This is a genomic window from Thermoflavimicrobium daqui (assembly GCF_003313465.1).
GTDB lineage: Bacteria > Bacillota > Bacilli > Thermoactinomycetales > Thermoactinomycetaceae > Thermoflavimicrobium > Thermoflavimicrobium daqui.
Map to the genome: position 1 here is coordinate 263144 of NZ_KZ845666.1, position 21600 is coordinate 284743.

The 21600-nt window shown below is 38.0% G+C and carries 19 protein-coding genes; 4 read left to right on the forward strand and 15 right to left on the reverse strand.

Annotated elements, in window-relative coordinates; translation table 11 throughout:
* Positions 1–5 precede the first annotated feature (5 nt).
* The 4 genes from DL897_RS09335 to DL897_RS09350 form a co-directional block, all read right to left on the reverse strand.
* Positions 6–1166, reverse strand: a complete 1161-nt coding sequence (locus DL897_RS09335) for an ATP phosphoribosyltransferase regulatory subunit (RefSeq protein WP_168188738.1) — start codon at positions 1164–1166, stop codon at positions 6–8.
* Between the two features lie 136 nt (positions 1167–1302).
* On the reverse strand, positions 1303–1899 hold the full coding sequence (locus DL897_RS09340) for a non-canonical purine NTP pyrophosphatase (protein WP_168188739.1): 597 nt from the start codon (positions 1897–1899) through the stop codon (positions 1303–1305).
* A 558-nt stretch (positions 1900–2457) separates the two neighbouring features.
* On the reverse strand, positions 2458–2652 hold the full coding sequence (locus DL897_RS19045) for an ATP-binding cassette domain-containing protein (protein WP_113658876.1): 195 nt from the start codon (positions 2650–2652) through the stop codon (positions 2458–2460).
* 59 nt (positions 2653–2711) lie between these two features.
* Complete coding sequence (locus DL897_RS09350; RefSeq protein ID WP_113658877.1) at positions 2712–4643, reverse strand: serine hydrolase domain-containing protein; 1932 nt, start codon at positions 4641–4643, stop codon at positions 2712–2714.
* A gap of 245 nt (positions 4644–4888) precedes the next feature.
* Here DL897_RS09350 and DL897_RS09355 point away from each other — a divergent pair, with 245 nt between their 5' ends.
* Positions 4889–5974 (forward strand): quinone-dependent dihydroorotate dehydrogenase, encoded by a 1086-nt coding sequence (locus tag DL897_RS09355; protein WP_113658878.1) that lies wholly within the window; start codon positions 4889–4891, stop codon positions 5972–5974.
* Positions 5975–6071: 97 nt separating this feature from the next.
* Here the strand turns inward: DL897_RS09355 and aroA are convergent, their stop codons facing one another.
* The 4 genes from aroA to lgt all read right to left on the reverse strand — a co-directional run bounded on the left by aroA (position 6072) and on the right by lgt (position 9981).
* Positions 6072–7430 carry a 3-phosphoshikimate 1-carboxyvinyltransferase gene (gene aroA / locus DL897_RS09360; RefSeq protein WP_113658879.1) on the reverse strand — a complete coding sequence of 453 codons (1359 nt, stop codon included), beginning with the start codon at positions 7428–7430 and terminating at the stop codon, positions 6072–6074.
* 261 nt (positions 7431–7691) lie between these two features.
* The gene (locus DL897_RS09365) at positions 7692–8213 is read right to left on the reverse strand and encodes an acyltransferase (RefSeq protein WP_113658880.1); all 522 of its coding nucleotides are present in this window, start codon (positions 8211–8213) and stop codon (positions 7692–7694) included.
* The gene (ppaX, locus tag DL897_RS09370; RefSeq protein WP_113658881.1) at positions 8210–8872 is read right to left on the reverse strand and encodes a pyrophosphatase PpaX; all 663 of its coding nucleotides are present in this window, start codon (positions 8870–8872) and stop codon (positions 8210–8212) included. The genes DL897_RS09365 and ppaX overlap by 4 nt, the downstream gene beginning before the upstream one ends.
* A 194-nt stretch (positions 8873–9066) precedes the next feature.
* The gene (gene lgt / locus DL897_RS09375) at positions 9067–9981 is read right to left on the reverse strand and encodes a prolipoprotein diacylglyceryl transferase (protein WP_113658882.1); all 915 of its coding nucleotides are present in this window, start codon (positions 9979–9981) and stop codon (positions 9067–9069) included.
* Between the two features lie 328 nt (positions 9982–10309).
* Between lgt and DL897_RS09380 the strand changes: the two genes are divergently transcribed.
* Positions 10310–10516: a hypothetical protein gene (locus DL897_RS09380; RefSeq protein WP_113658883.1), complete on the forward strand. Its 207-nt coding sequence runs from the start codon at positions 10310–10312 to the stop codon at positions 10514–10516.
* 42 nt (positions 10517–10558) lie between these two features.
* Here the strand turns inward: DL897_RS09380 and hprK are convergent, their stop codons facing one another.
* Complete coding sequence (hprK, locus tag DL897_RS09385) at positions 10559–11497, reverse strand: HPr(Ser) kinase/phosphatase (protein ID WP_240627337.1); 939 nt, start codon at positions 11495–11497, stop codon at positions 10559–10561.
* Between the two features lie 165 nt (positions 11498–11662).
* Between hprK and DL897_RS09390 the strand changes: the two genes are divergently transcribed.
* Entirely contained in the window at positions 11663–12664 is a 1002-nt protein-coding gene (locus DL897_RS09390; RefSeq protein WP_168188740.1) for an LPXTG cell wall anchor domain-containing protein, read from the forward strand.
* 19 nt (positions 12665–12683) lie between these two features.
* On the forward strand, positions 12684–13289 hold the full coding sequence (locus DL897_RS09395) for a class D sortase (protein ID WP_113658885.1): 606 nt from the start codon (positions 12684–12686) through the stop codon (positions 13287–13289).
* A gap of 135 nt (positions 13290–13424) precedes the next feature.
* On the opposite strand, the gene DL897_RS09400 is transcribed toward DL897_RS09395, so the two are convergent.
* The 6 genes from DL897_RS09400 to uvrB all read right to left on the reverse strand — a co-directional run bounded on the left by DL897_RS09400 (position 13425) and on the right by uvrB (position 21577).
* On the reverse strand, positions 13425–13778 hold the full coding sequence (locus tag DL897_RS09400; RefSeq protein WP_240627339.1) for a phage holin family protein: 354 nt from the start codon (positions 13776–13778) through the stop codon (positions 13425–13427).
* 74 nt (positions 13779–13852) lie between these two features.
* Entirely contained in the window at positions 13853–14230 is a 378-nt protein-coding gene (locus DL897_RS09405; RefSeq protein ID WP_113658886.1) for a phage holin family protein, read from the reverse strand.
* A 230-nt stretch (positions 14231–14460) separates the two neighbouring features.
* Entirely contained in the window at positions 14461–15219 is a 759-nt protein-coding gene (locus DL897_RS09410) for a TIGR03943 family putative permease subunit (protein WP_113658887.1), read from the reverse strand.
* Positions 15220–15387: 168 nt separating this feature from the next.
* On the reverse strand, positions 15388–16434 hold the full coding sequence (locus tag DL897_RS09415; protein ID WP_168188741.1) for a permease: 1047 nt from the start codon (positions 16432–16434) through the stop codon (positions 15388–15390).
* A 281-nt stretch (positions 16435–16715) separates the two neighbouring features.
* Complete coding sequence (gene uvrA, locus DL897_RS09420) at positions 16716–19592, reverse strand: excinuclease ABC subunit UvrA (RefSeq protein ID WP_113658889.1); 2877 nt, start codon at positions 19590–19592, stop codon at positions 16716–16718.
* A 5-nt stretch (positions 19593–19597) separates the two neighbouring features.
* Positions 19598–21577 (reverse strand): excinuclease ABC subunit UvrB, encoded by a 1980-nt coding sequence (uvrB, locus tag DL897_RS09425; protein ID WP_113658890.1) that lies wholly within the window; start codon positions 21575–21577, stop codon positions 19598–19600.
* Positions 21578–21600 lie beyond the last annotated feature (23 nt).

The following is a 21600-nucleotide window of genomic DNA, read 5'->3' on the forward strand; positions in this document are numbered from 1 at the left end:
TCCTCTCAAACAATCCAAATGACATGGCTATCTGACAGAATCGTTTCTTTTGATGTTTCGCTCGGTTTTGAAATTTGATCTAAAACTACGACCTTCCCTTGTTTCCGTAAAGCTACTGCTTTCTTGATCGCTTTTTCGTAAAGGTGATCTGTATAGCAAATGACAAAACGTTCCCTCTTTTCGCATTCCAATTGACTTACCTCCATCATCCGATTAACATCAAGCGCAAATCCTGTCGCGGGAAGATTTCGATGAAAGCAAGTAAGTAGAGAGTCATATCGTCCTCCACTTAACAAAGGGAATCCCAAGCTTGACGAATAGCCTTCAAAATAAACGCCTGTATAATAACCAATCCTTCCAATTAAACCAAAATCCAAAACACAGTAATGATCAATTCCATAAACTTCAAGTTGCCGCCAAACTTCTTCAAGTTGATCTGCTGCCTTTAGTACCTGAGTCGTCTCACTTAGCTTACGAACTGAAGTTAATTGTTCTTTACAAGAACGCAATTGAAATAGATATAACAATTCTTTTTTCGCTTGATAATTTATATCAAGTTCTTGTAATGCTTCCCAAAAACCTACCATATTTCGCTGACTTAACTGCTCTTTTAACTTTTGAATGGAAGACTCGTTACGGATACATTCACGTAATAATCCATCAAGTAAAGCTTCATGACCAATTGCCAACTGAAATGAATCAATCTGGCAGTTTTGAAGTGCTTCTACAGCCAATGCAATCACTTCGGCATCGGCTGTACTACTTGCATTTCCAATTAGTTCTACACCTGATTGATAAAACTCTGCATTTCTTCCCGCTTCATTTTCCTGTGCCCGAAAAACACTGGCATGATATGACAAACGAAGTGGTAATGGCTCATTTTTTAAGACGGAAGCAGTCATCCGAGCAATCGGTGCTGTTAGATCAGGACGTAAAACAAGTGTATTTCCTTGCCGATCAATACATTTAAACATCTTTTGTTCAGAAATGGCACTCGCTTTTCCCACTGTCTCAGCAAACTCTAAAGCTGGTGTTAATACTTCTTCATAACCCCAATTTTCAAAGACCATACGCACGCGATCTTCAATTCTCCGTTTTTTCCTTACCAATTGTGGTGGTAAATCGTGAAATCCGGTTGGCTTTTCAAATCCTCTTAAAACAGTCATCTCATCACTGCTCCACATTTTACTTTAGTTTGCTAATATACTAAAGGATAATTGTTCCTATTATAACATGGTTTACTCTTTGTGACTAGAAGGATTTCGCCCAAATTGTTGAAGCAGTACTCATTAGAAAATACACTTACGAATGTGATTGAAAATAACTGCTATTTCCCTTTTCTTGTAGTGATAACCACTTAACCATTTTTTCTAAAGCAATACGGCGGTATGAGTAAAACAATCTTTTTTCTCTCGGTAAATTTTGGAGTACTTCCATCTCCCCCTCAGGTATAAAGATGGGATCATAGGGGAATCCCGGCTCAGGCTTTATATCCTCACCAATCTGATCGATAATCCGTCCATTTGTCATACCTGTAAAAAGTTGAACTTGTCCGTTCCAACAAATGGCGATTGCTCCTTCAAACCAAGCAGTACGATCTTCTCCCTCTAACAGCTTAGCAATTCCCCGATAACCAATTCCATGAAAAATTCGTTTGGTAAGCACACCTGGAAATTGCTGATAAGCTGCAAAATAAATTCCTGTATCATCGACCATAACTTGATCATATCCTTGATCTATCGCTTGCTTAAGCTTCTGTGCCGCTACCTCTCTTACCGTATTGACATCTGGTTCCACTAACTCTAGTGAACATTCAACCACTTCAATCCCAAATGGTTCTAATACTTGGATCGCTTCATTTAATTTTCCTGGATTACTGGTTGCAAATAATAATTTCAATCGCTTCCCCTCCAAACATCATCGTTATACTTAACTTGTCAAATTTTCTTATTCTATACTCTTCTTATTATATATAAGAGAAGAAAGTAACAATGGAAGATTTATCATATCATCGTTTCACCACTCACTTTCATCCCTTAATTAGTTTATAGAATTTCTGAGAGATGCTGCTCTTGATACGCTCCTTGGAAAGTTCTTTGTTTTAAAACATCAGACCATTTCTAATTAGAAAGATCGTTACTTTTATATAACAAAAAGACCAAAACAAAAAGACTTCTTCATATACAGAAAAAATTTCTATATAATCGTAAAGTCTTAATATCTTGATTAAACTATTTTACTGTTTCATTCCTAAGGAAAAATCTTTAAATTTCTTTTTCTTTGCCCTTAAGTAAACCTACTGTTTCTAAAGAATATAGGATAGATTTTTTATCAGAAACCCCCATCATCCGTCGATGAATTTCTAAATTTTCCTCTGCTGTTAAATTGAGATAAAACCTAGGTGTTTCAATCATGGAGCCAATACATGCAAATGGAATTTTGCCATGAGTTACTCTTTCACCAGAGGTAGGTTGTATTAATCCTTAGCAACATACGCATGGTGGCTGTTTTACCAGCTCCATTTTTCCCTAGACACCCATAAATTTCACCTAGTTTTATATGAATACTGACATCTTTAACAGCATACTTATGTCGATATTTTTTAGAAGTTCGTAAATGATAGCCATAACTTCGAGCCCTACTAGTTTTCATTCTACTTTAAGATTAGCGAATGAAGCTAAAAGAAGGCTAGAGTAAATCATAAATATTTATTATCCTATATAATAAGCTGGCCATACTAAATTCCAATACCAAGTAAAGAAAAAAAATCCAATTCCATGTATGCCTATGGTCCAATAGTATACTCGGGTTAAAAAGCTCCATTTCATATCTTTTGACCGTTTCCTTGCTTGCCAGCAGACAGCCAAAGCTAAACCACCTGTGATAAGTGGAATCATACTAATCCATTGTAATTGCCAAGGAACCCCAAAATTAATCGCTCCCCAAAATTCCTCCATCATTGGTTGTAGTAAATACTTCCATATTCCTATTAGAAAAAGCAGATTAAAGATACCAATAAACCCTGTCCAAAGCAGTAACTGATGATGGGATTTTTTACATAATCGCTTGATGAGAAATATGATAATCCCCCAGATACTTATAAAAAACAATAGGACAAACCACCCAATTAAGCTGAAATGAAATAAATCAGTTTGATACCAAGGAATCCGCTCATATGAAACGGTATCCCCTTCCACATAAAAGTAATCTACTTTTCCTTGACTACTTTCATGAAAGGCAACATTTTTATCTGATCCAATCATTTTAAAAACACCAGGTTGTATGGGGATGAGTATGGGAAACTGCTTAAATAGGCTTTTGCTTTCTAGTACTCCTTTTTTATTTTTCTGTAAGCGAACCTGCGAGAATAAGGAGGCGATCTTTTCCATTGAATAGGTGGAGTATAAAGTAGAACGATATATGCCGGTATAGCTTTCAACATCTTCTAACGGACGCGTCGGCATCGATTGAGATAGAGCATAAATGTTTTCTATATCTAAGAAATAACGATCCATAATTGCATCCTTCACAATCTGGGTCAGCGTTTTTCCAGATTCATCGAGCCAGTTATGATTATAGACAAAGAAAAATCCTGTATCCTCTTCAGGGAGTAAATAAATAATACTTGTTGACTCAGCAATTCTACCTTCATGAAATAAGGCGGTTCGTCCTTTAGCTGTTTCTGTAAAAAAACCATAAGCCATCCCTGCGACTTGTTCAGATGGTTTAAAATGTTGTTGATGCATCAAATTAAAAGTTTGGGGTTGTAGAATTTGTGTTTGACCCATCGGTCTATTTTGGAGGTGAGCTATCATAAAAGAAGCCATATCCATGGCAGTCGTATGGAGTGATCCATAAGCTCCTCCATGGAAATATAATGGGGATTGAACTATGTTTTTTCCTTGCTTAAGCCGATAACCATAGGCAAAATTTTTTTCTACTTGTGATGGTAGGACTTGATTAAAAGTACTATGTCTCATATTTAAAGGCTCAAATATATTTTTTTGTATATACTTTGAAAATGTCATACCTGATACATCTGAAATCAAACTTCCGACAATCTCCATCCCTGTATTGGAGTAATGAATCATTTTTCCTGGTGCACGTACGGGAGGTTCGATAAAATTCTGTCTAATTTCACCTGGAGGTAATAAATCTGCAGGATTCGAAACATTGATGCCTTCTCGTGAATCATCTAAACCAGATGTATGAGTTAATAGATGATGTAAGGTGATTGTTTGATCCGTAGGTATTTTCACCTTTTCTAAATATTGATTCACATCAGTGTGTAGTTTTACTTGACCACGTTCTACTAGTTGTAAAGCTGCTGTCGTTGTAAAAAGCTTAGAAATAGAGGCAACACGAAAAATGGTCTGGTCTACACTTACTAACTTCTTTTCTTCTAAGTTACTATAACCATAGCCTTTTTTGTAAAATACCTCCCCATCTTTTACCATGACGAAAGCAGCTCCCGGTATTTTTCGCTCTTGTAATTGATCTTTAATCAAGAGATCAATAAAAGCTCCGAATCTTTTTGGATCATCCAATGAAGAGGTATTTCTTTGTGCAGATACAGGAATAGAGAAGGTTAAAGCAAACAAAATGATAAGGTATACACTAATCAACCCTTTTACCTTTTTCATTGGTTCTCTCTCCTGTTATTTATAAATAATTTTATATTAAACATTGTACCCCGAATGTATTTTCTACTTAGGGATATTTAATAATTTTTAACTTATTTGTTAAACAAGTTATCCTCTTGTAAAATTTCTTTAACAGTGTCATCTTTTTGAGATTAAGTAAGTCTTTTCTTGCTTGAGTGCTTTGTAATGGCTAGGAATTATGGTATGCTACTGTTCGATAGTTTTGTTCGGAAAGGAAACCAACCATGTTATACGATAATCTACGACCATTTCTATTTAAGATGGATCCCGAATCGGCTCATATCTGGACGATTCGGGCATTAAAAATGATGCAATCTTCTGCAGCTATTAAGAGTCGTTTTAGCAAAATGATGAATGTAAGAGATTCTCGTTTACAGAGTGAATACTGGGGACTTACATTTAAGAACCCTGTCGGACTTGCTGCAGGTTTTGATAAACATGCCAATGTGTACCCGGCTCTTGCCGCTCTTGGTTTTGGCTTTATCGAAGTAGGAACGTTGACTCCACGTCCACAATCTGGGAACCCACAACCGCGTCTATTTCGTTTATTGGAAGATAGCGCACTTATTAATCGAATGGGATTTAATAATCATGGGATTGAAGAAGCAAAACGAACTTTTGCAACTCTTCCACGTCCAGTCTGTCCTATTGGGATTAATTTAGGAAAAAATAAAGATACTCCTAATGAACAAGCTAGTGATGACTATCGCAAAGGATTATCTACTCTATACTTAGATGGTGATTATTTTGTCATTAATATAAGCTCTCCTAACACCCAAGGATTACGTGATTTACAGCAAATCAATGCTCTTGAAAAGCTATTAGCTGCCATCTTATCCGAACGAGACCAGTTGGCCAAACAACATCAGCAATATCAACCTGTTCTTTTAAAAATTGCCCCAGATTTATCTCTTGAACAGCTTACAGACATCGTCAAAACAGCTTTATTTTTAAAAATCGATGGGATTATTGCTACAAATACAACATTATCTCGTCAAGGTTTACAATCTCCTGACAAAAGTGAAACAGGTGGCTTAAGCGGTCGTCCATTGACAGAACCTTCTACTGTTTTTATTCGTGATGTTTATGGTATAACTGAAGGGAAAGTTCCAATTATTGGTGTAGGTGGGATTTTTACTGGAAAAGATGCTTATGCCAAAATCCGTGCTGGAGCTAACTTAATTCAGGTGTATACGGGTATGATTTATAGAGGTCCATCCATTGCTCGATTAATAAACGAAGAACTACTACAACTATTGGAAAAAGACGGTTTTGCAAACATACAAGAAGCCGTTGGACAAGATGTATAATAAAAAAGACTTCTCCCTGATCCTATAAGGTTATGAACCAAAGAGAAATCCGACTAGAAGATATATCCAATCAATTAACACCCCATCTGGGGTTTTTTTATCTTTTTTTCTTCAGTGTCACATGAATTCCCAGCTTTGTTAACTCTTCAAAGTACTGTGGACAAGTCTTAGAGACACAACCAGGGTCCAGAATACGTATTCCTGGTACCTTGGCACCAATACATGCTAAGGACATGGCTACCCGGTGGTCATCATACGCGAATAGCTCTGCTGGCTTTGGCTGTCCTGGATAGACCGTTAAACCATCTTCCCTTTCCTCTACCCGAATTCCCATCTGGGTTAAAAGTTGAGTGATGGCAGCAATCCGATCACACTCATGATGACGAATATGTGCAACATCGTGTATGGCAATCGGTCCATCAGCAAAGGGAGCTACTACTGCCAAAGTTAAGGTTTGATCTGACAACTCTTTCATCGAAATATCAAATCCACCTTTGAGTTGTGATGTTCCCTTTAGTTCAATAAAGCCATCACCTCGAATGACTTGACAGCCCATCCGCTCAAAAATATCCACTAGCTGAATATCGGGTTGCTTCGTTTGGTAAGACAAGTTATTAATGCGTACTCGACCATTGGTTAATGCCGCTAAAGCAAAAAAGTATCCAGCTGTTGAAGCATCCGCTTCAAGTTGTATTTGACGAGCTTGATAAGCTTGAGGGTTGACTTGCATGACCGAAAGTTGATTATCGTATTCAACATGTACTCCAAATTGCTCCATCAAATCAATGGTCATTCGCACATACGCATGTTGAACAATGTGATCAGGAATACGAATAGTTACGGACTTTCTAGCTAAGGCGCTTGCTATTAAAAGACCACTGATAAATTGACTTGAAGTACTACCAGAGACGGATACTTCTCCCCCGTCTAAACCAGTCCCATCAACTCGAATCGGTAGAAATCCATCATTCTCCAAATATTGGATATTTGCACCCAACTCTTGAAGCGCTGTAATAAGTGGGCGCATAGGGCGTTCCTTCATTCGTTCACTCGCTTGGATGATCCAACTCCCTTTTTTTGCTGCTGCTAATGTTCCTGGTAAAAAGCGAGCCGTGGTTCCCGCAGCACCAATATAAACCTCTGCTTGCTCTATAGGCCAACTTCCACCACACCCAGCAATCTTTGCTATATCACCATTTACATTCACTCTTATTCCTAACGACTTTAGCGTTTCGATACACCAAAATGAGTCATCACTTTTTAGAATCCCTGATAACTCTGACTCTCCATGCGCAACTGCCGCCATCACTAATGCACGATTTGTAATACTCTTGCTTCCCGGAACGACAAGCTCTGCGTCTAATGGCTTGCTTGGTGGCGAAACTTCCGCTACTTCAACATCGTTAAGAATAGACCATGCAGATCGGGCTCTTAAATCAGATACAACTTTCCCCATGTAAGCCACCCCTTGAAATCAAATATATTGCCAACCATTTTATACGAACCTTCTTGGAAAGGGAAGGTTTAAATTAGAAATACTCTTCTATAAACTTGTTATATATTTGATCTCCATGGCTAATGGTAAAGTCCTCCTTGAACACTCAGACCATGAAGCGTCAGTAATGGGCTACGCTAGTTTGTGAGTCTTAACCATGTTCTCGAAAAATAGCGTGTGGGACTTCGATCTAGGGAACATTCAGTTGATATTCATATATCATTAAACTTCACATTTCTCGGATTCATATGCTTTCTTAGGGTTATGTTCTCGTATCACACGAGCTGGATTTCCTGCTGCAAGTGTATAAGCAGGAATGTCCCGAGTAACGACTGATCCAGCGCCAATCACTGCATGATCACCAATTTTCACTCCAGGTAGAATCGTTGTATTAGCTCCAATCATCACATGATTACCAATCTCCACTTTTCCCAAGCGATATTCAGATATCAAATACTCATGGGTCAAAATGGTGGTATTATAACCAATAATGGTATTGTTCCCGATAAAAATTTTTTCTGGATACAATAAATCCATCATAGCCATAAAGGCAATGGCGGAATGCTCACCAATTTCCATTTTTAAACATTTCCGATATACCCAATTCTTCCAACTTAAAAACGGAATATAACGTGCAAAGTATATAATTATTGTATTTTTAAATACCTTCCAAAAAGAAATCGTTTGATATAGTTGCCACAGTGAATTGCTGCCTTCAACTGGATAATGCTTTAACCTTCTCATTCAGATTCCCCTTGTACCACCTTCGGGATTTCTACGATATCTAATAGCTCTTGCATATCCTGAATGATATAAGTCGGACGATAAGATTTTAGTTCGTCAAAATGCAAGCTCCAGCCGACTGCAACAGAATCAACCCCTGCACGTTCAGCTGCAAGTAGATCATAACGGCTATCTCCTACCATTAAAGCTTGTTCAGGAGAAGCTTTTAATTTTTCTAAAGCAAGTAGAATCATATCTGGAGCTGGTTTGGCTTGGGAGGTATCTCCCACGCAAACCATTTCTTGCATAAATTGATCTAAGCCAAATCGCTTTAATCCCATTTCAACTACTTTGCGTCTTTTATTAGAAACGATCGCCATTTGAGCCCCTGCTTTATAAAGCTTCTCCAGTACTTCGCGGACTTTCGGAAACTCTCGAACTAGCTCATCATGAACAGATTCATTATGTTGATGATAAGTCTTTACCATCTCTTGAGCTTGGTCCTCATCAAAATACTTCATCTGCTCAAGCAGTGGTTTCCCCATGATACGGAGAACATCCTCGCGGGTATACCGACCGGGACAATGTTTTTCAAGCGTAAATAAAAATGAGGTTATGATTAATTCGTTGGTATCAATTAATGTTCCATCCAAATCATATAAGATTACCGGATAATGCATCTGATTCACTCCTACTTCAACTATACTAAATGAAAGAGGTTCCTTCTAAAAAGAGAAAATCTAGCTTGTACTGGTTTACCTTTTCTATCTTATCCCTACTAAAAGTCGTTCAAACAAAAAAGGAAAACCGGGTTTGTAATGTTACCTCTGGATTCCTAAATACCAAAGAAACCCCTTTTCTTTTTATCATGCTCTTATTGCATAGATGCTGATACTTTTTCTACTTCTTTATAAGATTGTGTAGCTAATCCTTTTTGCCTACGCCATATAATAATCACGATAGCCAAAAGAATCGAACAAACACTGATGAGCTGGGCAATACGAATATTTCCATTGGCCATAGCTCCAGGATCAAAAAGAATATTCATTGGTGACCATAAAACTTGTAGAAGATTGGCTAACCAATCTGGACCCGTAAAAGTCAAACTATCCGTACGTAGACCTTCAATAAAGAAACGCCCTAATGAGTACCAAATAAAATAACTAAAGAAGATTTCACCACGTTTAGGATTAACCCATCGTAATAATAATAACAGCCCAAAACCTACGACATTCCATAGGGATTCATATAAAAAAGTAGGATGATAATAGATTCCTTGAATATTCATTTGCTCAATTATCCAATTGGGCAAATGGAGCCCCTCCAAAAAAGCACGGGTTACTGGTCCTCCATGCGCCTCTTGGTTCATAAAATTTCCCCAGCGCCCAATCGCTTGTCCCAAAATAATACTAGGTGCAACAATATCGGCAAGTACTAAAAAACGCAGTTCATATTTTTTGACAAAGAAATATCCAGCCAAAAGTGCTGCGATTAACCCACCGTGTATTGCTAGTCCTCCCTTCCATACTGCAAAGATTTCCAAAGGACGACTCGCATAATTTTCCCATTCAAACAATACATAATAAAGACGTGCACCCAGAATGGCAAAAGGAATCACCCAAATCATCATATCCAATATTTTTTCCGGATCAATTCCAAGGCGTTTAGCCTCGCGCATTGCCAACCATAAACCAAGTAAAATTCCTGATCCTATTAGTAGTCCATACCAATGAACTTGAATTGGACCAAGCGAAAACGCAACAGGATCAAGTACTGCCAATCCGACCATCTGATGTCTCCTTTCTGATCATCCTTCTTACACTTCCATACCGTTTTTATCACTTTACCATTGTACCTCAAAAATTTTTTGAAAGAAAATAAACAAAACGTTACTATGATAATCCCAATCCACTTACTTTTATTAAAGTCTCGGTAAAAATTAAGGTACTTCATAAAAACCATATGTATCTATCCATCCCCATTCCAAGCTCAAGAAATGCAATGTCAATCTACATTCTCAACCAATCCTATTAACATTTAGCGAAATTTTTTCATTATTGTGGACACGTTATATCAAACTAATATACAATAAAAAAACACATAGGAGGGTTGTGTTTATGCTAAATATTAAATCCCACTCAGAAACTGAACTCTATGATTGTATTGAGTGTGGTCAAAAAAATTGTGTTTTAGTAAAGGGATGTTATGGATTCTGCAAAACACCTGGTTGTTTGATTTATGATCCAGTTCAATATGTATATTTTCCAAATTGGAAAAAACCAAAAACCAGCCGCGCTGGTAGAGAAGTTTATATAATGAAATAGGTCAATTCCATTTTGTTTAGATAGATAAATAAACAAAAAATTTTATTCTATATCATCCGCTTCTTCAATGGTTTCACTTAGTTTTTGTACAAACTGTTTCGCTGCATCATATCCCATGACCTTTAAACGATAATTCATCGCAGCAACTTCAATAATTACTGCAAGATTTCGCCCAGGTCGGACGGGTACTGTTAGAAGAGGTAATTCTGTGTCTACGATTTTCATCCGTTCCTCATCCAGCCCAAGGCGATCATATTGTCTTTTTTCTTGCCAACTTTCTAATCGAATCACTAATGAAATCTTTTTCTTGTCACGTACAGCTCCCGCACCAAATAATGTCATGATATTTATAATACCTAAACCGCGAATTTCCAGCAAATAGCGAATAAGCTCTGGCGCTGAGCCTTCTAACATATCTTCTTCCAATTGAGTAATTTCTACAGCATCATCTGCGATCAGTAGATGCCCTCGTTTTACCAGTTCAAGAGCTGTCTCACTTTTACCAATCCCGCTATCACCTAAGATCAATACTCCTACTCCATGTACATCGACTAACACTCCATGAATGGTCGTTGTTGGTGCTAAACGCTTTTCTAAGTAATTGGTTAACTTACTAGCGAAACGTGTAGTAGGCATAGATGTTCGCAAAAGAGGGACATTATTTTCTTGTGCAGCTTGGATTAACTCTTCAGGAACAGGCAATCCTCTTGTCACACAGATACAAGGAAGCTCTGGCTGGCAAATTCGTTTAAAGCGTTCTTCTTTCATAGCTGAAGGCAGACTTTGCATAAAAGCAAGCTCAGTCCGTCCTAACAACTGTAGTCTTTCAACAGGATAGTGGTTAAAAAAACCTGCCAGCTCCAAGCCTGGGCGATACAAGTCCGTCACAGTTACAGTATGATTGAGCGCATGTTTACTACAAATGATCTCTAAGTGAAACTGTTTGATAATATCTTTTACAGTTACCCTTCTACTTAACACGATAAAAAACCTCCTAACCAGTAGCGACTGGATTGATCTGGTCGCTATTTTGGATTGTTCATTAAACTTTCCAAGCCCTTTAATCAAAAAGACTAACTCTATTTTATAATGAAAGTAAATAGCTTGACATTAAAAATTCAACTGCTTCCAAGGAGGGGGAATCGTTTGAAGCGTTTCATCCCGTTACTTTCTATTTTGACCTTGTTTCTCCTTATTTTACCAGGCGGGCGCATAAATGCTGCTGAATCGATTCAAGTGACCAGTCTTACGGTGAAATATGAGAATGATCAATTAAAAGAAGTTTCAGTGAAAGCGAAACTAGAAAGTCAAACCAACAAAAAGCCATCCAAATGGAAAGTAAAAATCGATGGCGCCAATGAACAGGATATTCATGGTTCAAAAGATGCAACAGAGATTTCTCCAACATTCACTAACACTGATTTTACTGGAACAGGTGAACATTCACTTGAATTTACTGCTGTGATCGAGGGAGGCGAAGCACCATCAAAAAAAATCGTTATCCCTACCTTAAATATTGATTATCAAAAAGCAGACCAAAAGCACCGTTTCACTGGCACATTCCAACCGATTAAAATCACCAGTGGAAATTGGGAACTAACCGTAAAATCATCTAGTCAACAAGGTAATACAACGAGTGGCACAGAGACAAATGCAAATCAAGCATCATCAGATCCCCAAGGATTAGATAATACAGCTGGAACTGAAAATAATCCCTCAGCAAATAATACAAACGATCCAAATAATAACACAAACTTAAACAGCGGGGAAACCAACGGGGATCATAACAACAATCAGAATAATAACACATTAAATAATACAACCACGCCACCTTCGCCTAAGACTGATGCGGTAAGTAGTGGTTCTAATTCATTTACAGCAGATTTTGCAGAAAATGAGATCGCTTCTGGAACATATGATATTGAAGCCAAAGTAACAGGTACAACGGATGAAAGTATGCAAATTGAACTATCGAACAAAAAAAACATGCAAATAACAGGTAGTACCACAACAACCACTACCGATTCACCAAAAACGGGAGATGGAGCAAAACTACCTAATACAGCTACTTCGTATCCCAATGGAGTCATCATCGGAGTTTTACTGTTAGCCCTTGGACTTCTATTTATTAAGTTTCGACGTGCTTAGATATAAGGAGAGATGAACTTTGATTCGCAAACTAGCCTGGCTTTTGATCATCGCAGGTAGCATTTTTCTATTTTACAATGCTTATCATTGGTGGAAAGAAGCAAGCCTCGTCGATGAAGACATTTCCAAAGCCCAGGCTTTTTTAGAAGATTGGGCTAATCGCACCAAAAAACCTACCCTAAAAGAAGGGATTTCCTACCCATCTCAGCCCAAAGTGGGGGATAAAATTGGCGAGTTAATCGTTCCACGCCTTCATGCAAAATTGCCTATTGTAGAAGGCACTAATGAATATGCTCTATCTAAAGGAATCGGTCGATTTGTCGGAGGAGGAACGGTATTACCAGGCGAGACGGGACATGTTGTACTTTCGGGTCACCGAGATACTTTATTTCGTGATATTAAAAAACTGCAAATTGGGGATAAAATCTTCATCCAATATCATAACAAACTCTTTACATATCAAATTCGCAAATCTTGGATTACACATGCTGAAGATCGGAGTGTAATCGTTCCTATCGCCAGACCTGTACTTTCACTCACGACTTGTTATCCATTTAGTTATATTGGAAATGCTCCTGATCGTTATATTTTACGGGCTGAACTAATCAAAATCCAAAACACATGATGAAAAACACGCATAAAAAAACCGCTCTCCTAGAATACAGCGGTTTTTTTATATCTTTCCTCTTCAATTAAAACAAAAAAGGTCGCTTATATTCTTCATTGATTAGGCAGTATACATATTTCTAAAAAGGATTATTTATTTTCTATCCAAGATGACTTCTAATAGCCATGAAATGATCGTTACCAATAAAGAGCCTAAAAAAGCCGGGATAAACCCATCAATTTCAATACCATCGACCAATGTACCGGCTAGCCAAAAAAGAAACGTATTAATGACTAGAGTAAATAATCCTAAGGTGAGAATACGAATGGGAATGGTAAAAAACTTTAGGATAGGCCGAATCACGAGGTTTAGAACAGCTAATACCAATGACATGACCATGGCTGTGCCAAGACTTTGGACCTCGATCCCATTGATATAATTTGCCGCGAGAAATACGCTTAAGCCTACTAGGACGATTTTTACTAGGGATTTGATAAGCCAGCTCATCTTTAAGCCTCCCTCTATCACTTTTACTATCCTAACCTAATCATACCTTTTTTTGGTTCGATAAGAAAGTAGCTCTATTTTCGATCAAAGAGAAGGGTTAAAAGCCATGATACCAAACTAACGAAAAAAGTGATAGTAAGAGCTGGGATCATCCCATCGATGGTTATACCGCGAAACCATTCATCGTCGACTATGCCACTGGTAATTGCAAAAAGCGTAAACATGATCGCATTAATGATAAGAATATATACACCTAGGCTTACTGTATTTACTGGCAATGTAAATGGCATGATCAAAGGACGAATCCAAGCATTAATCAATCCTAATAGAATCGCCATAAAGATGGCTGCACCTATATTTCCAATACGGATGCCATCGAGCCAATCCGCCACTAGAAATACAGTCAGGCTAATGATCGCCACCTTGAGTAACAAACGTATCAACCCATTCATTTCCCTCCACCTCCCCAAAAAATATACCCCTTCTTCGTATAGATAATTCGTATTTCAGTTATGATATATCAATTATTCATATAATTGTTATATCATATATACGGCATTAAATGATCCACCTGTTTACTTGCCACTTTAAAAACAAAAACCATTCATCCCGAAATTCAACAAGATCATTTTATGATATGCAGTGAAGGGGAGGCAGAGGAATAACGAAATAACCCAAATCATCAGAAATAAATATAGGGATCTTTAGGAGCAGGAATCAGCTGATATGAGTTCAATTTTAGCACAGGTATATCCATTCCATTTTCTTTCTTTAATTGGATAACACCTGTGGTTTCAATCCATTGATTTTCTTTAAACTGCTTATCAGACTTTACGACAAATCCCACTACACTGGCATCAGCAGTACAACAAGTCACTGTAAAACGTCCAACAACCCACTCGTTTTTTGTAAGACTAGGATCATAGTATACAAAACCTCTAACTCTTACTTTTTTTCCTACTAACTCTTTAGGAAAAGTATAGATCAATGTATACAGATCGCCATATTCTTTTTCATCCATCACAATGATTGGTTTCTTTTTCAATTCCTTTACTTTCTGTTTAAATTTATTCAGAGGATCATTAGATTCCTCTATATTTTTCTTAGTAGCTCCTTGTTGTTTCTTCATTTCATTTGCATCAATATATGAGACACCTTTTTTTGTAGCAATACTTGCATCCAATGCTTTAGGTGGAATCAGAATAAACATAAAAAAAGGCAGACTAACCAATAAATACCCCCAAAAACCAATGCGATGCATTTCCTTTCGTTGTAAATTCCATAGTTGTACCAGTCCTAATAAAATAAGGAATAATATGCTCATTGCAATAAGGAAGCGAAATTTCGGATGAATATATAAGGTAATCTCTCCAGTGATCAGTAAATGACATAACAAGATGGCTAGCCCAAAACAAATCAACATACGTAACCAAGCCGTCATTTCTTACTTCTCCTCTCAGTATTTGTCATTTCAAGATCCTGTTACTTATTAAGATCAAAAAAACTTGAGTATTTCTGGTCGAAAATCGTGAACTGCTTTTGTGTAGGATCGACTTTGATGTAGAGCAAATTTAGAACGCAACCTTGTCTTAGAATCCTCTCAATCGATTTATAGAAATAGCCAAGTCAGAATAAATGTTAAGCTTGTTGTTCCTACAAATAAAAAACTAACTACAGACCAACGAAAACTCCCAGACAACATCAGAACATTTTTTATATCCATCATGGGGCCATAGATAAGAAAAGCGAGGAGAGGAGCTGTCGATAATGCTGTACGAAAAGAGGATGCTATAAACGCATCAGCTGATGAACAAATCGACAAACCAAAAGCTAGCCCCATCATTAGTAAAATCCCTATCCATCCATCACTTGCTATCTCTTTGATCGCAGTGATTCCAATCCATGTCTGGAAAGCTGCTGCGATCAGCCCCCCTAATATAAAGTACTTACTCATATCAATAAATTCAAATATTGAATGGTACAAGGCATGAGAAATACGCCCCTGTTTCAGATGAGAGTGAGAATGATCACAATGATTTTCGCAAGAGCAATCATGTTGCTGATTTTTACCCACATCTTCTTCTTTAAGAATAGAACGATTTGAGAAAAATAGACCAAGGCAAGATCCCATCATAATCGCAATGATTCCTGCAAAAAATAATCTGAGCCCGACCATCTCCCAACTATCACCAAATGCGATGTAAGTGGATGTGATTGTAATCGGGTTGATAATGGGAGCTGCTAGTAAAAAAGTAAATACCACATAATGCGGAACTCCCTTTTGGATCAAACGTCGTGCTACCGGAACAATTCCACATTCACAAATGGGTAAAATCAGTCCTAAACATGCAGCCATCGGAATCGATAATAAAGGGGAGTTCGGAATAAAACGCCAAATCATCTCTTCTTTCACAAAGACATGAATCAAACTGGAGACAAGAACCCCAACTAAAATAAAGGGAATCCCTTCAATAAATACACCGAAAAAGATACTCGACATATTTTGTAGATGCTCATGGGTTAAGGAGAAATGATTTCGTATCCATTCCGGAATATCAATTAAAAATAGATCACCAAAGCTAATCAAATACATAAAGAAGGCAAAAGCCATAATCCCTGTAATTTCAACATAATTAGCTCGTATAAAGCGAAGCATAAGAACCTCCATTTTCCCTACTACGACCTCATAAATCGTATTTATTCTTATTTATATTGTCCATTTTATCGAACCTATTTTTTGAAAGTCAATTGACAAAGTATGAAATAATTTCAAGAAAACAAAGTAATGACTTAAACTATTCCATATTATTCGGATAATTAGATCCATTCTTTCGAGATGGAGTGAAATATAAGAAGCCTGTACCACTTATTTATGTGATACAGGCATTTTTTGAAATTGGCTTATTTCATTTACTTATATTGAGTCATTCCCACTACTTATGAAGTGGGAATAGCTTCTGTGAACTCTTTTTCTCTTTTGGCCATACGCTTACGATCGCGCTCAAGAATTGGCTTTAAATATTGACCTGTATAGGATTTCGAAACTTCCCCAACTTCCTCTGGGGTACCTGTAGCAATAATTGTTCCGCCTCCATTTCCTCCTTCAGGTCCTAAATCAATCATATAATCGGCTGTCTTAATCACATCTAGATTATGCTCAATGACCAGTACTGTATCTCCATTTTCAACCAAACGCTGTAAGACATGAAGTAAACGAGCAATGTCATCGATATGAAGTCCAGTTGTAGGCTCATCCAAAATATATAAGGTTCGACCATTACTTCTGCGATATAACTCTGAAGCAAGCTTTACCCGCTGAGCCTCTCCACCAGACAAAGTGGTCGCAGGTTGTCCTAGTTTCATATATCCCAAGCCGACATCATTTAACGTTTGGATCTTTCGCTTAATCCGAGGGATATTCTCGAAAAAGTGCAGTGCTTCTTCTATGGTCATTTCCAAGACATCGGAGATATTTTTGCCTTTATACTTTACTTCCAAAGTATCGCGGTTGTAACGCTTCCCTTTGCACTCCTCACAAGGAACATAAACATCAGGCAAAAAGTGCATCTCAATTTTAATGATCCCATCACCCCGACATGCTTCACAACGACCACCTTTTACATTAAAGCTAAATCGACCCTTTTGGTAGCCGCGGACTTTTGCTTCTTGCGTGGATGCAAACACTTCGCGGATATCATCAAACACGCCCGTATAAGTAGCGGGGTTACTACGAGGAGTTCGACCAATTGGCGATTGGTTAATATCAATTACTTTATCAAAATGCTCGATCCCGTTTAGCTGACGATATTTTCCTGGAATCACTTTTGCTCTATTCAATTCTTTTGCTAACGCTTTATGAATAATTTCATTTACCAATGTGCTTTTTCCAGAACCAGATACACCTGTAATACATGTAAAGAGACCGACAGGAACTTTCACACGAAGGTTTTTTAAGTTGTGTTCACTGGCTCCAATCACCTCTAGCCATTTGCCATTCGGCTTTCTACGTTTATCAGGAAGGGGAATAAATTTACGCCCACTTAAATATTGGCCTGTAAGAGATTTCTCATTTTCCATTACTTCATGTGGTGTACCCGCTGCTATAACCTGTCCACCGTGTGCACCTGCTCCTGGACCAATATCAATCAGATAGTCCGCTGCTAGCATCGTATCTTCATCATGTTCCACAACAATCAAGGTATTTCCTAGATCACGCATTTTTTCTAACGTTTGAATCAATCGAGTATTATCCCGCTGATGTAGTCCAATGCTCGGCTCATCTAAGATATACAATACTCCCATCAGACTTGATCCAATTTGTGTTGCTAGTCGAATACGTTGAGCTTCTCCACCTGAAAGAGTACCTGCAGAACGATGTAGTGTCAAATAATCTAAGCCGACATTGACCAAAAATCCCAATCGGCTTTTGATCTCTTTTAACACCTGTCGAGCAATTTGCATTTCCTTTTCAGATAAGGTTATTTCTGAGAAGAACTGAAAGGCTTCTGCAACAGAGAGACGCGTGACATAATCCATGTTTTTGCCACCGACTAATACATGCAAAATTTCCTTTTTTAATCTCGCTCCTTTACATGTTGGACATGCTTTCGTACTCATATAGGTTTCTAAATGCTCACGAACCATTTCAGAAGTCGTTTCATGATAACGCCGTTGTAGATTATTGATCACTCCCTCAAATAAGGCATTGGTTTCCCGTACTTGCCCCATATCACTTACATATCGAAAAGGAAAACGTTCCTTACTTCCATATAAGATGAGCTTTTGTTTCTCTTTAGGTAGAGACTGAAAAGACACATCCAAATCGATTGCAAAATGCTTACCCACCGCTTCTAATAATTGCGTATAGTAGTTGCTGGATGAAGAAGCCCAGGGTTCAATCGCACCCTTTCGGATCGATAAAGACGAATCAGGGATAACCAATGAAGGATCAATTTCCATCCGACTACCCAATCCATCACAAGTAGGGCAAGCACCAAATGGACTGTTAAATGAAAACATTCTTGGCGATAGTTCGTCGATACTAAAGCCACATTCTGGACAAGCTAGATTCTGGCTAAATAACATCTCCTCACCATCAATAATATCGATGATCACTTCCCCACTAGTCAAACCAACCGCTGTTTCAATGGAGTCGGTTAAACGGGTCTCTATCCCTTCCTTGACAATAATGCGATCCACAACTACTTCGATAGAGTGCTTCTTATTCTTTTCTAATTGAATCTCTTCCGATAGCTCATGAAGTTCTCCATCGATGCGAACACGTACATATCCCTGACGAGCCATTTCTTTGAGAAGCTTGACATGCTCTCCTTTTCGCCCTTTTACAACTGGTGCTAATACCTGAATGCGAGTTCGCTCGGGTAATTCCATCACACGATCTACCATTTGCTGAATGGTTTGTGATGTAATTCGAATACCATGTTCGGGACAATATGCATGTCCTACACGAGCATATAAAAGGCGTAAATAGTCATAGATTTCCGTAACCGTTCCAACGGTAGAACGCGGATTCCTACTGGTTGTTTTTTGATCAATTGAAATAGCTGGTGATAAACCTTCAATCACATCGACATCCGGTTTATCCATTTGCCCTAGAAATTGCCGAGCGTAGGCAGACAGTGATTCTACGTAACGACGCTGACCTTCGGCATAAATCGTATCAAAAGCTAGCGAAGATTTACCTGAGCCACTTAAGCCAGTTAATACCACTAACTGATCACGTGGAATCGTTACATCGATCCCTTTCAAATTGTGTGCTCGTGCACCTCGAATAACAATATGCTCCTTTGCCATGAACTTTAAGCTCCTTCCGCTTTTAGTTCGAAAATCAGATCTCTTAGTTCAGTAGCACGCTCAAAGTTCAGTTCTTTGGCTGCTTGCTTCATTTCTTTCTCCAATCTTCCAATCAGTTGCTGACGCTCTTTCTTACTCATTTTCTGTGGTTTTAATCCGGTTTCATAAGTCGCTTTATCTTCTGCTACTTTTGTTGCCTCAATCACATCATGCACTTTTTTCTTAATGGTTTGCGGTATAATTCCATGTTTCTGGTTATATTCCATCTGGGTCTGACGCCGTCGTTCTGTCTCATCAATCGCTTTTCGCATGGAATCAGTGATCCGATCCGCATACATAATGACTTCACCATTTGCATTTCGTGCGGCACGTCCAATTGTCTGAATAAGTGAACGCTCCGAACGTAAGAATCCTTCTTTATCCGCATCGAGAATGGCTACTAAGGATACTTCAGGTAAGTCAAGCCCTTCTCTTAACAAGTTAATTCCAACTAACACATCAAACTCTCCAAGACGTAAATCTCGTAAAATTTGCATGCGTTCAATCGTCTTAATATCTGAATGCAAATAGCGTACCTTAATCCCAATCTCTTTGAGATAGTCCGTTAAATCCTCGGCCATCTTCTTCGTTAAGGTCGTTACAAGTACCCGTTCTTGTCGTTCAATCCGTTTATGAATTTCACCAATTAAATGATCAATTTGTCCTTGAATGGGCTGGACATGAATCTTTGGATCTAATAATCCAGTAGGACGGATAATTTGTTCGACTACATCAGGTGCTTTTTCTAGTTCATATGGACCAGGTGTAGCAGATACAAAGAGAATTTGTGGGATCTTCTCTTCAAATTCGGCAAACTTTAGTGGGCGGTTATCTCTTGCTGAAGGTAAGCGAAATCCATGTTCTATTAATACATTTTTTCTAGCTTGATCTCCATTAAACATCCCATTAATTTGCGGGAGAGTAACATGGGATTCATCGACAATAATTAAAAAGTCTTTAGGAAAATAATCAAAAAGTGTATAAGGAGTCTCACCTGGCTTTTTATCTACTAAATGGCGCGAATAGTTTTCAATACCTGAGCAAAAACCTACTTCTCTCATCATCTCCATATCATATCTTGTTCGTTGTTCTAAACGTTGAGCTTCTAGTAATTTTCCTTGACTACGTAGCTCTTCCAAACGTTCGTCCAGCTCCTGCTGAATACTCTTTAAAGCACGTTCCATCACTTGACTACTTGTTACATAGTGTGATGCCGGGAATATAGCAATATGCTCTCTCTCTCCTAAAATTTCTCCCGTTACCACATCAATCTCGCGAATTCGTTCGATCTCATCTCCAAAAAATTCGATTCGAACGGCTTGTTCACTACGTGATACTGGAAATATTTCTACTACATCCCCACGGACGCGAAACGTTCCACGAACGAAGTTCATATCATTTCTTTCATATTGAATATCCACCAATTTACGTAATATTTCATTACGATCTTTTTCCATCCCTATTCTAAGTGAAAGAACTAAATCCCTATATTCAAAAGGTGATCCTAATCCATAAATGCAAGATACACTAGCAACGATAATAACATCCTCACGTTCAAACAATGAACTCGTCGCTGAATGTCGTAGCTTATCAATTTCATCATTAATGGATGCATCTTTTTCAATATAGGTATCCGTTTGTGGTAAATAGGCTTCTGGTTGATAATAGTCATAATAACTAACAAAATATTCTACAGCATTATTGGGAAAGAACTCTTTAAGCTCACCACAAAGCTGTGCAGCAAGTGTCTTATTGTGTGCTATAACTAAAGTTGGTTTATTTAAACGAGCAATGGTATGAGCCATTGTAAATGTTTTACCTGTTCCAGTTGCTCCGAGTAATGTTTGATGCTTTTTACCTGAACGAAATTCTTCAACAAGTCTTTCAATCGCTTGAGGTTGATCCCCTTTTGGTTCAAAAGAAGAAACCAATTGGTATTTGTTCATTTCTTTCACCTCGATCTTGTCAT

What these genes read in the sequence shown, in the direction of transcription:
- lgt (WP_113658882.1), bottom strand. Translation starts at nt 9,981, where the DNA reads ATGGTCGGATTGGCAGTACTTGATCCTGTTGCGTTTTCGCTTGGTCCA.
- DL897_RS09350 (WP_113658877.1), bottom strand. Translation starts at nt 4,643, where the DNA reads ATGAAAAAGGTAAAAGGGTTGATTAGTGTATACCTTATCATTTTGTTT.
- DL897_RS09410 (WP_113658887.1), bottom strand. Translation starts at nt 15,219, where the DNA reads ATGACGGCTTGGTTACGTATGTTGATTTGTTTTGGGCTAGCCATCTTG.
- DL897_RS19045 (WP_113658876.1), bottom strand. Translation starts at nt 2,652, where the DNA reads ATGAAAACTAGTAGGGCTCGAAGTTATGGCTATCATTTACGAACTTCT.
- DL897_RS09335 (WP_168188738.1), bottom strand. Translation starts at nt 1,166, where the DNA reads ATGACTGTTTTAAGAGGATTTGAAAAGCCAACCGGATTTCACGATTTA.
- ppaX (WP_113658881.1), bottom strand. Translation starts at nt 8,872, where the DNA reads ATGCATTATCCGGTAATCTTATATGATTTGGATGGAACATTAATTGAT.
- DL897_RS09415 (WP_168188741.1), bottom strand. Translation starts at nt 16,434, where the DNA reads ATGCTTCGCTTTATACGAGCTAATTATGTTGAAATTACAGGGATTATG.
- aroA (WP_113658879.1), bottom strand. Translation starts at nt 7,430, where the DNA reads ATGGGGAAAGTTGTATCTGATTTAAGAGCCCGATCTGCATGGTCTATT.
- DL897_RS09405 (WP_113658886.1), bottom strand. Translation starts at nt 14,230, where the DNA reads ATGAATGGGTTGATACGTTTGTTACTCAAGGTGGCGATCATTAGCCTG.
- uvrA (WP_113658889.1), bottom strand. Translation starts at nt 19,592, where the DNA reads ATGGCAAAGGAGCATATTGTTATTCGAGGTGCACGAGCACACAATTTG.
- DL897_RS09365 (WP_113658880.1), bottom strand. Translation starts at nt 8,213, where the DNA reads ATGAGAAGGTTAAAGCATTATCCAGTTGAAGGCAGCAATTCACTGTGG.
- uvrB (WP_113658890.1), bottom strand. Translation starts at nt 21,577, where the DNA reads ATGAACAAATACCAATTGGTTTCTTCTTTTGAACCAAAAGGGGATCAA.
- DL897_RS09355 (WP_113658878.1), top strand. Translation starts at nt 4,889, where the DNA reads ATGTTATACGATAATCTACGACCATTTCTATTTAAGATGGATCCCGAA.
- DL897_RS09380 (WP_113658883.1), top strand. Translation starts at nt 10,310, where the DNA reads ATGCTAAATATTAAATCCCACTCAGAAACTGAACTCTATGATTGTATT.
- DL897_RS09400 (WP_240627339.1), bottom strand. Translation starts at nt 13,778, where the DNA reads ATGAGCTGGCTTATCAAATCCCTAGTAAAAATCGTCCTAGTAGGCTTA.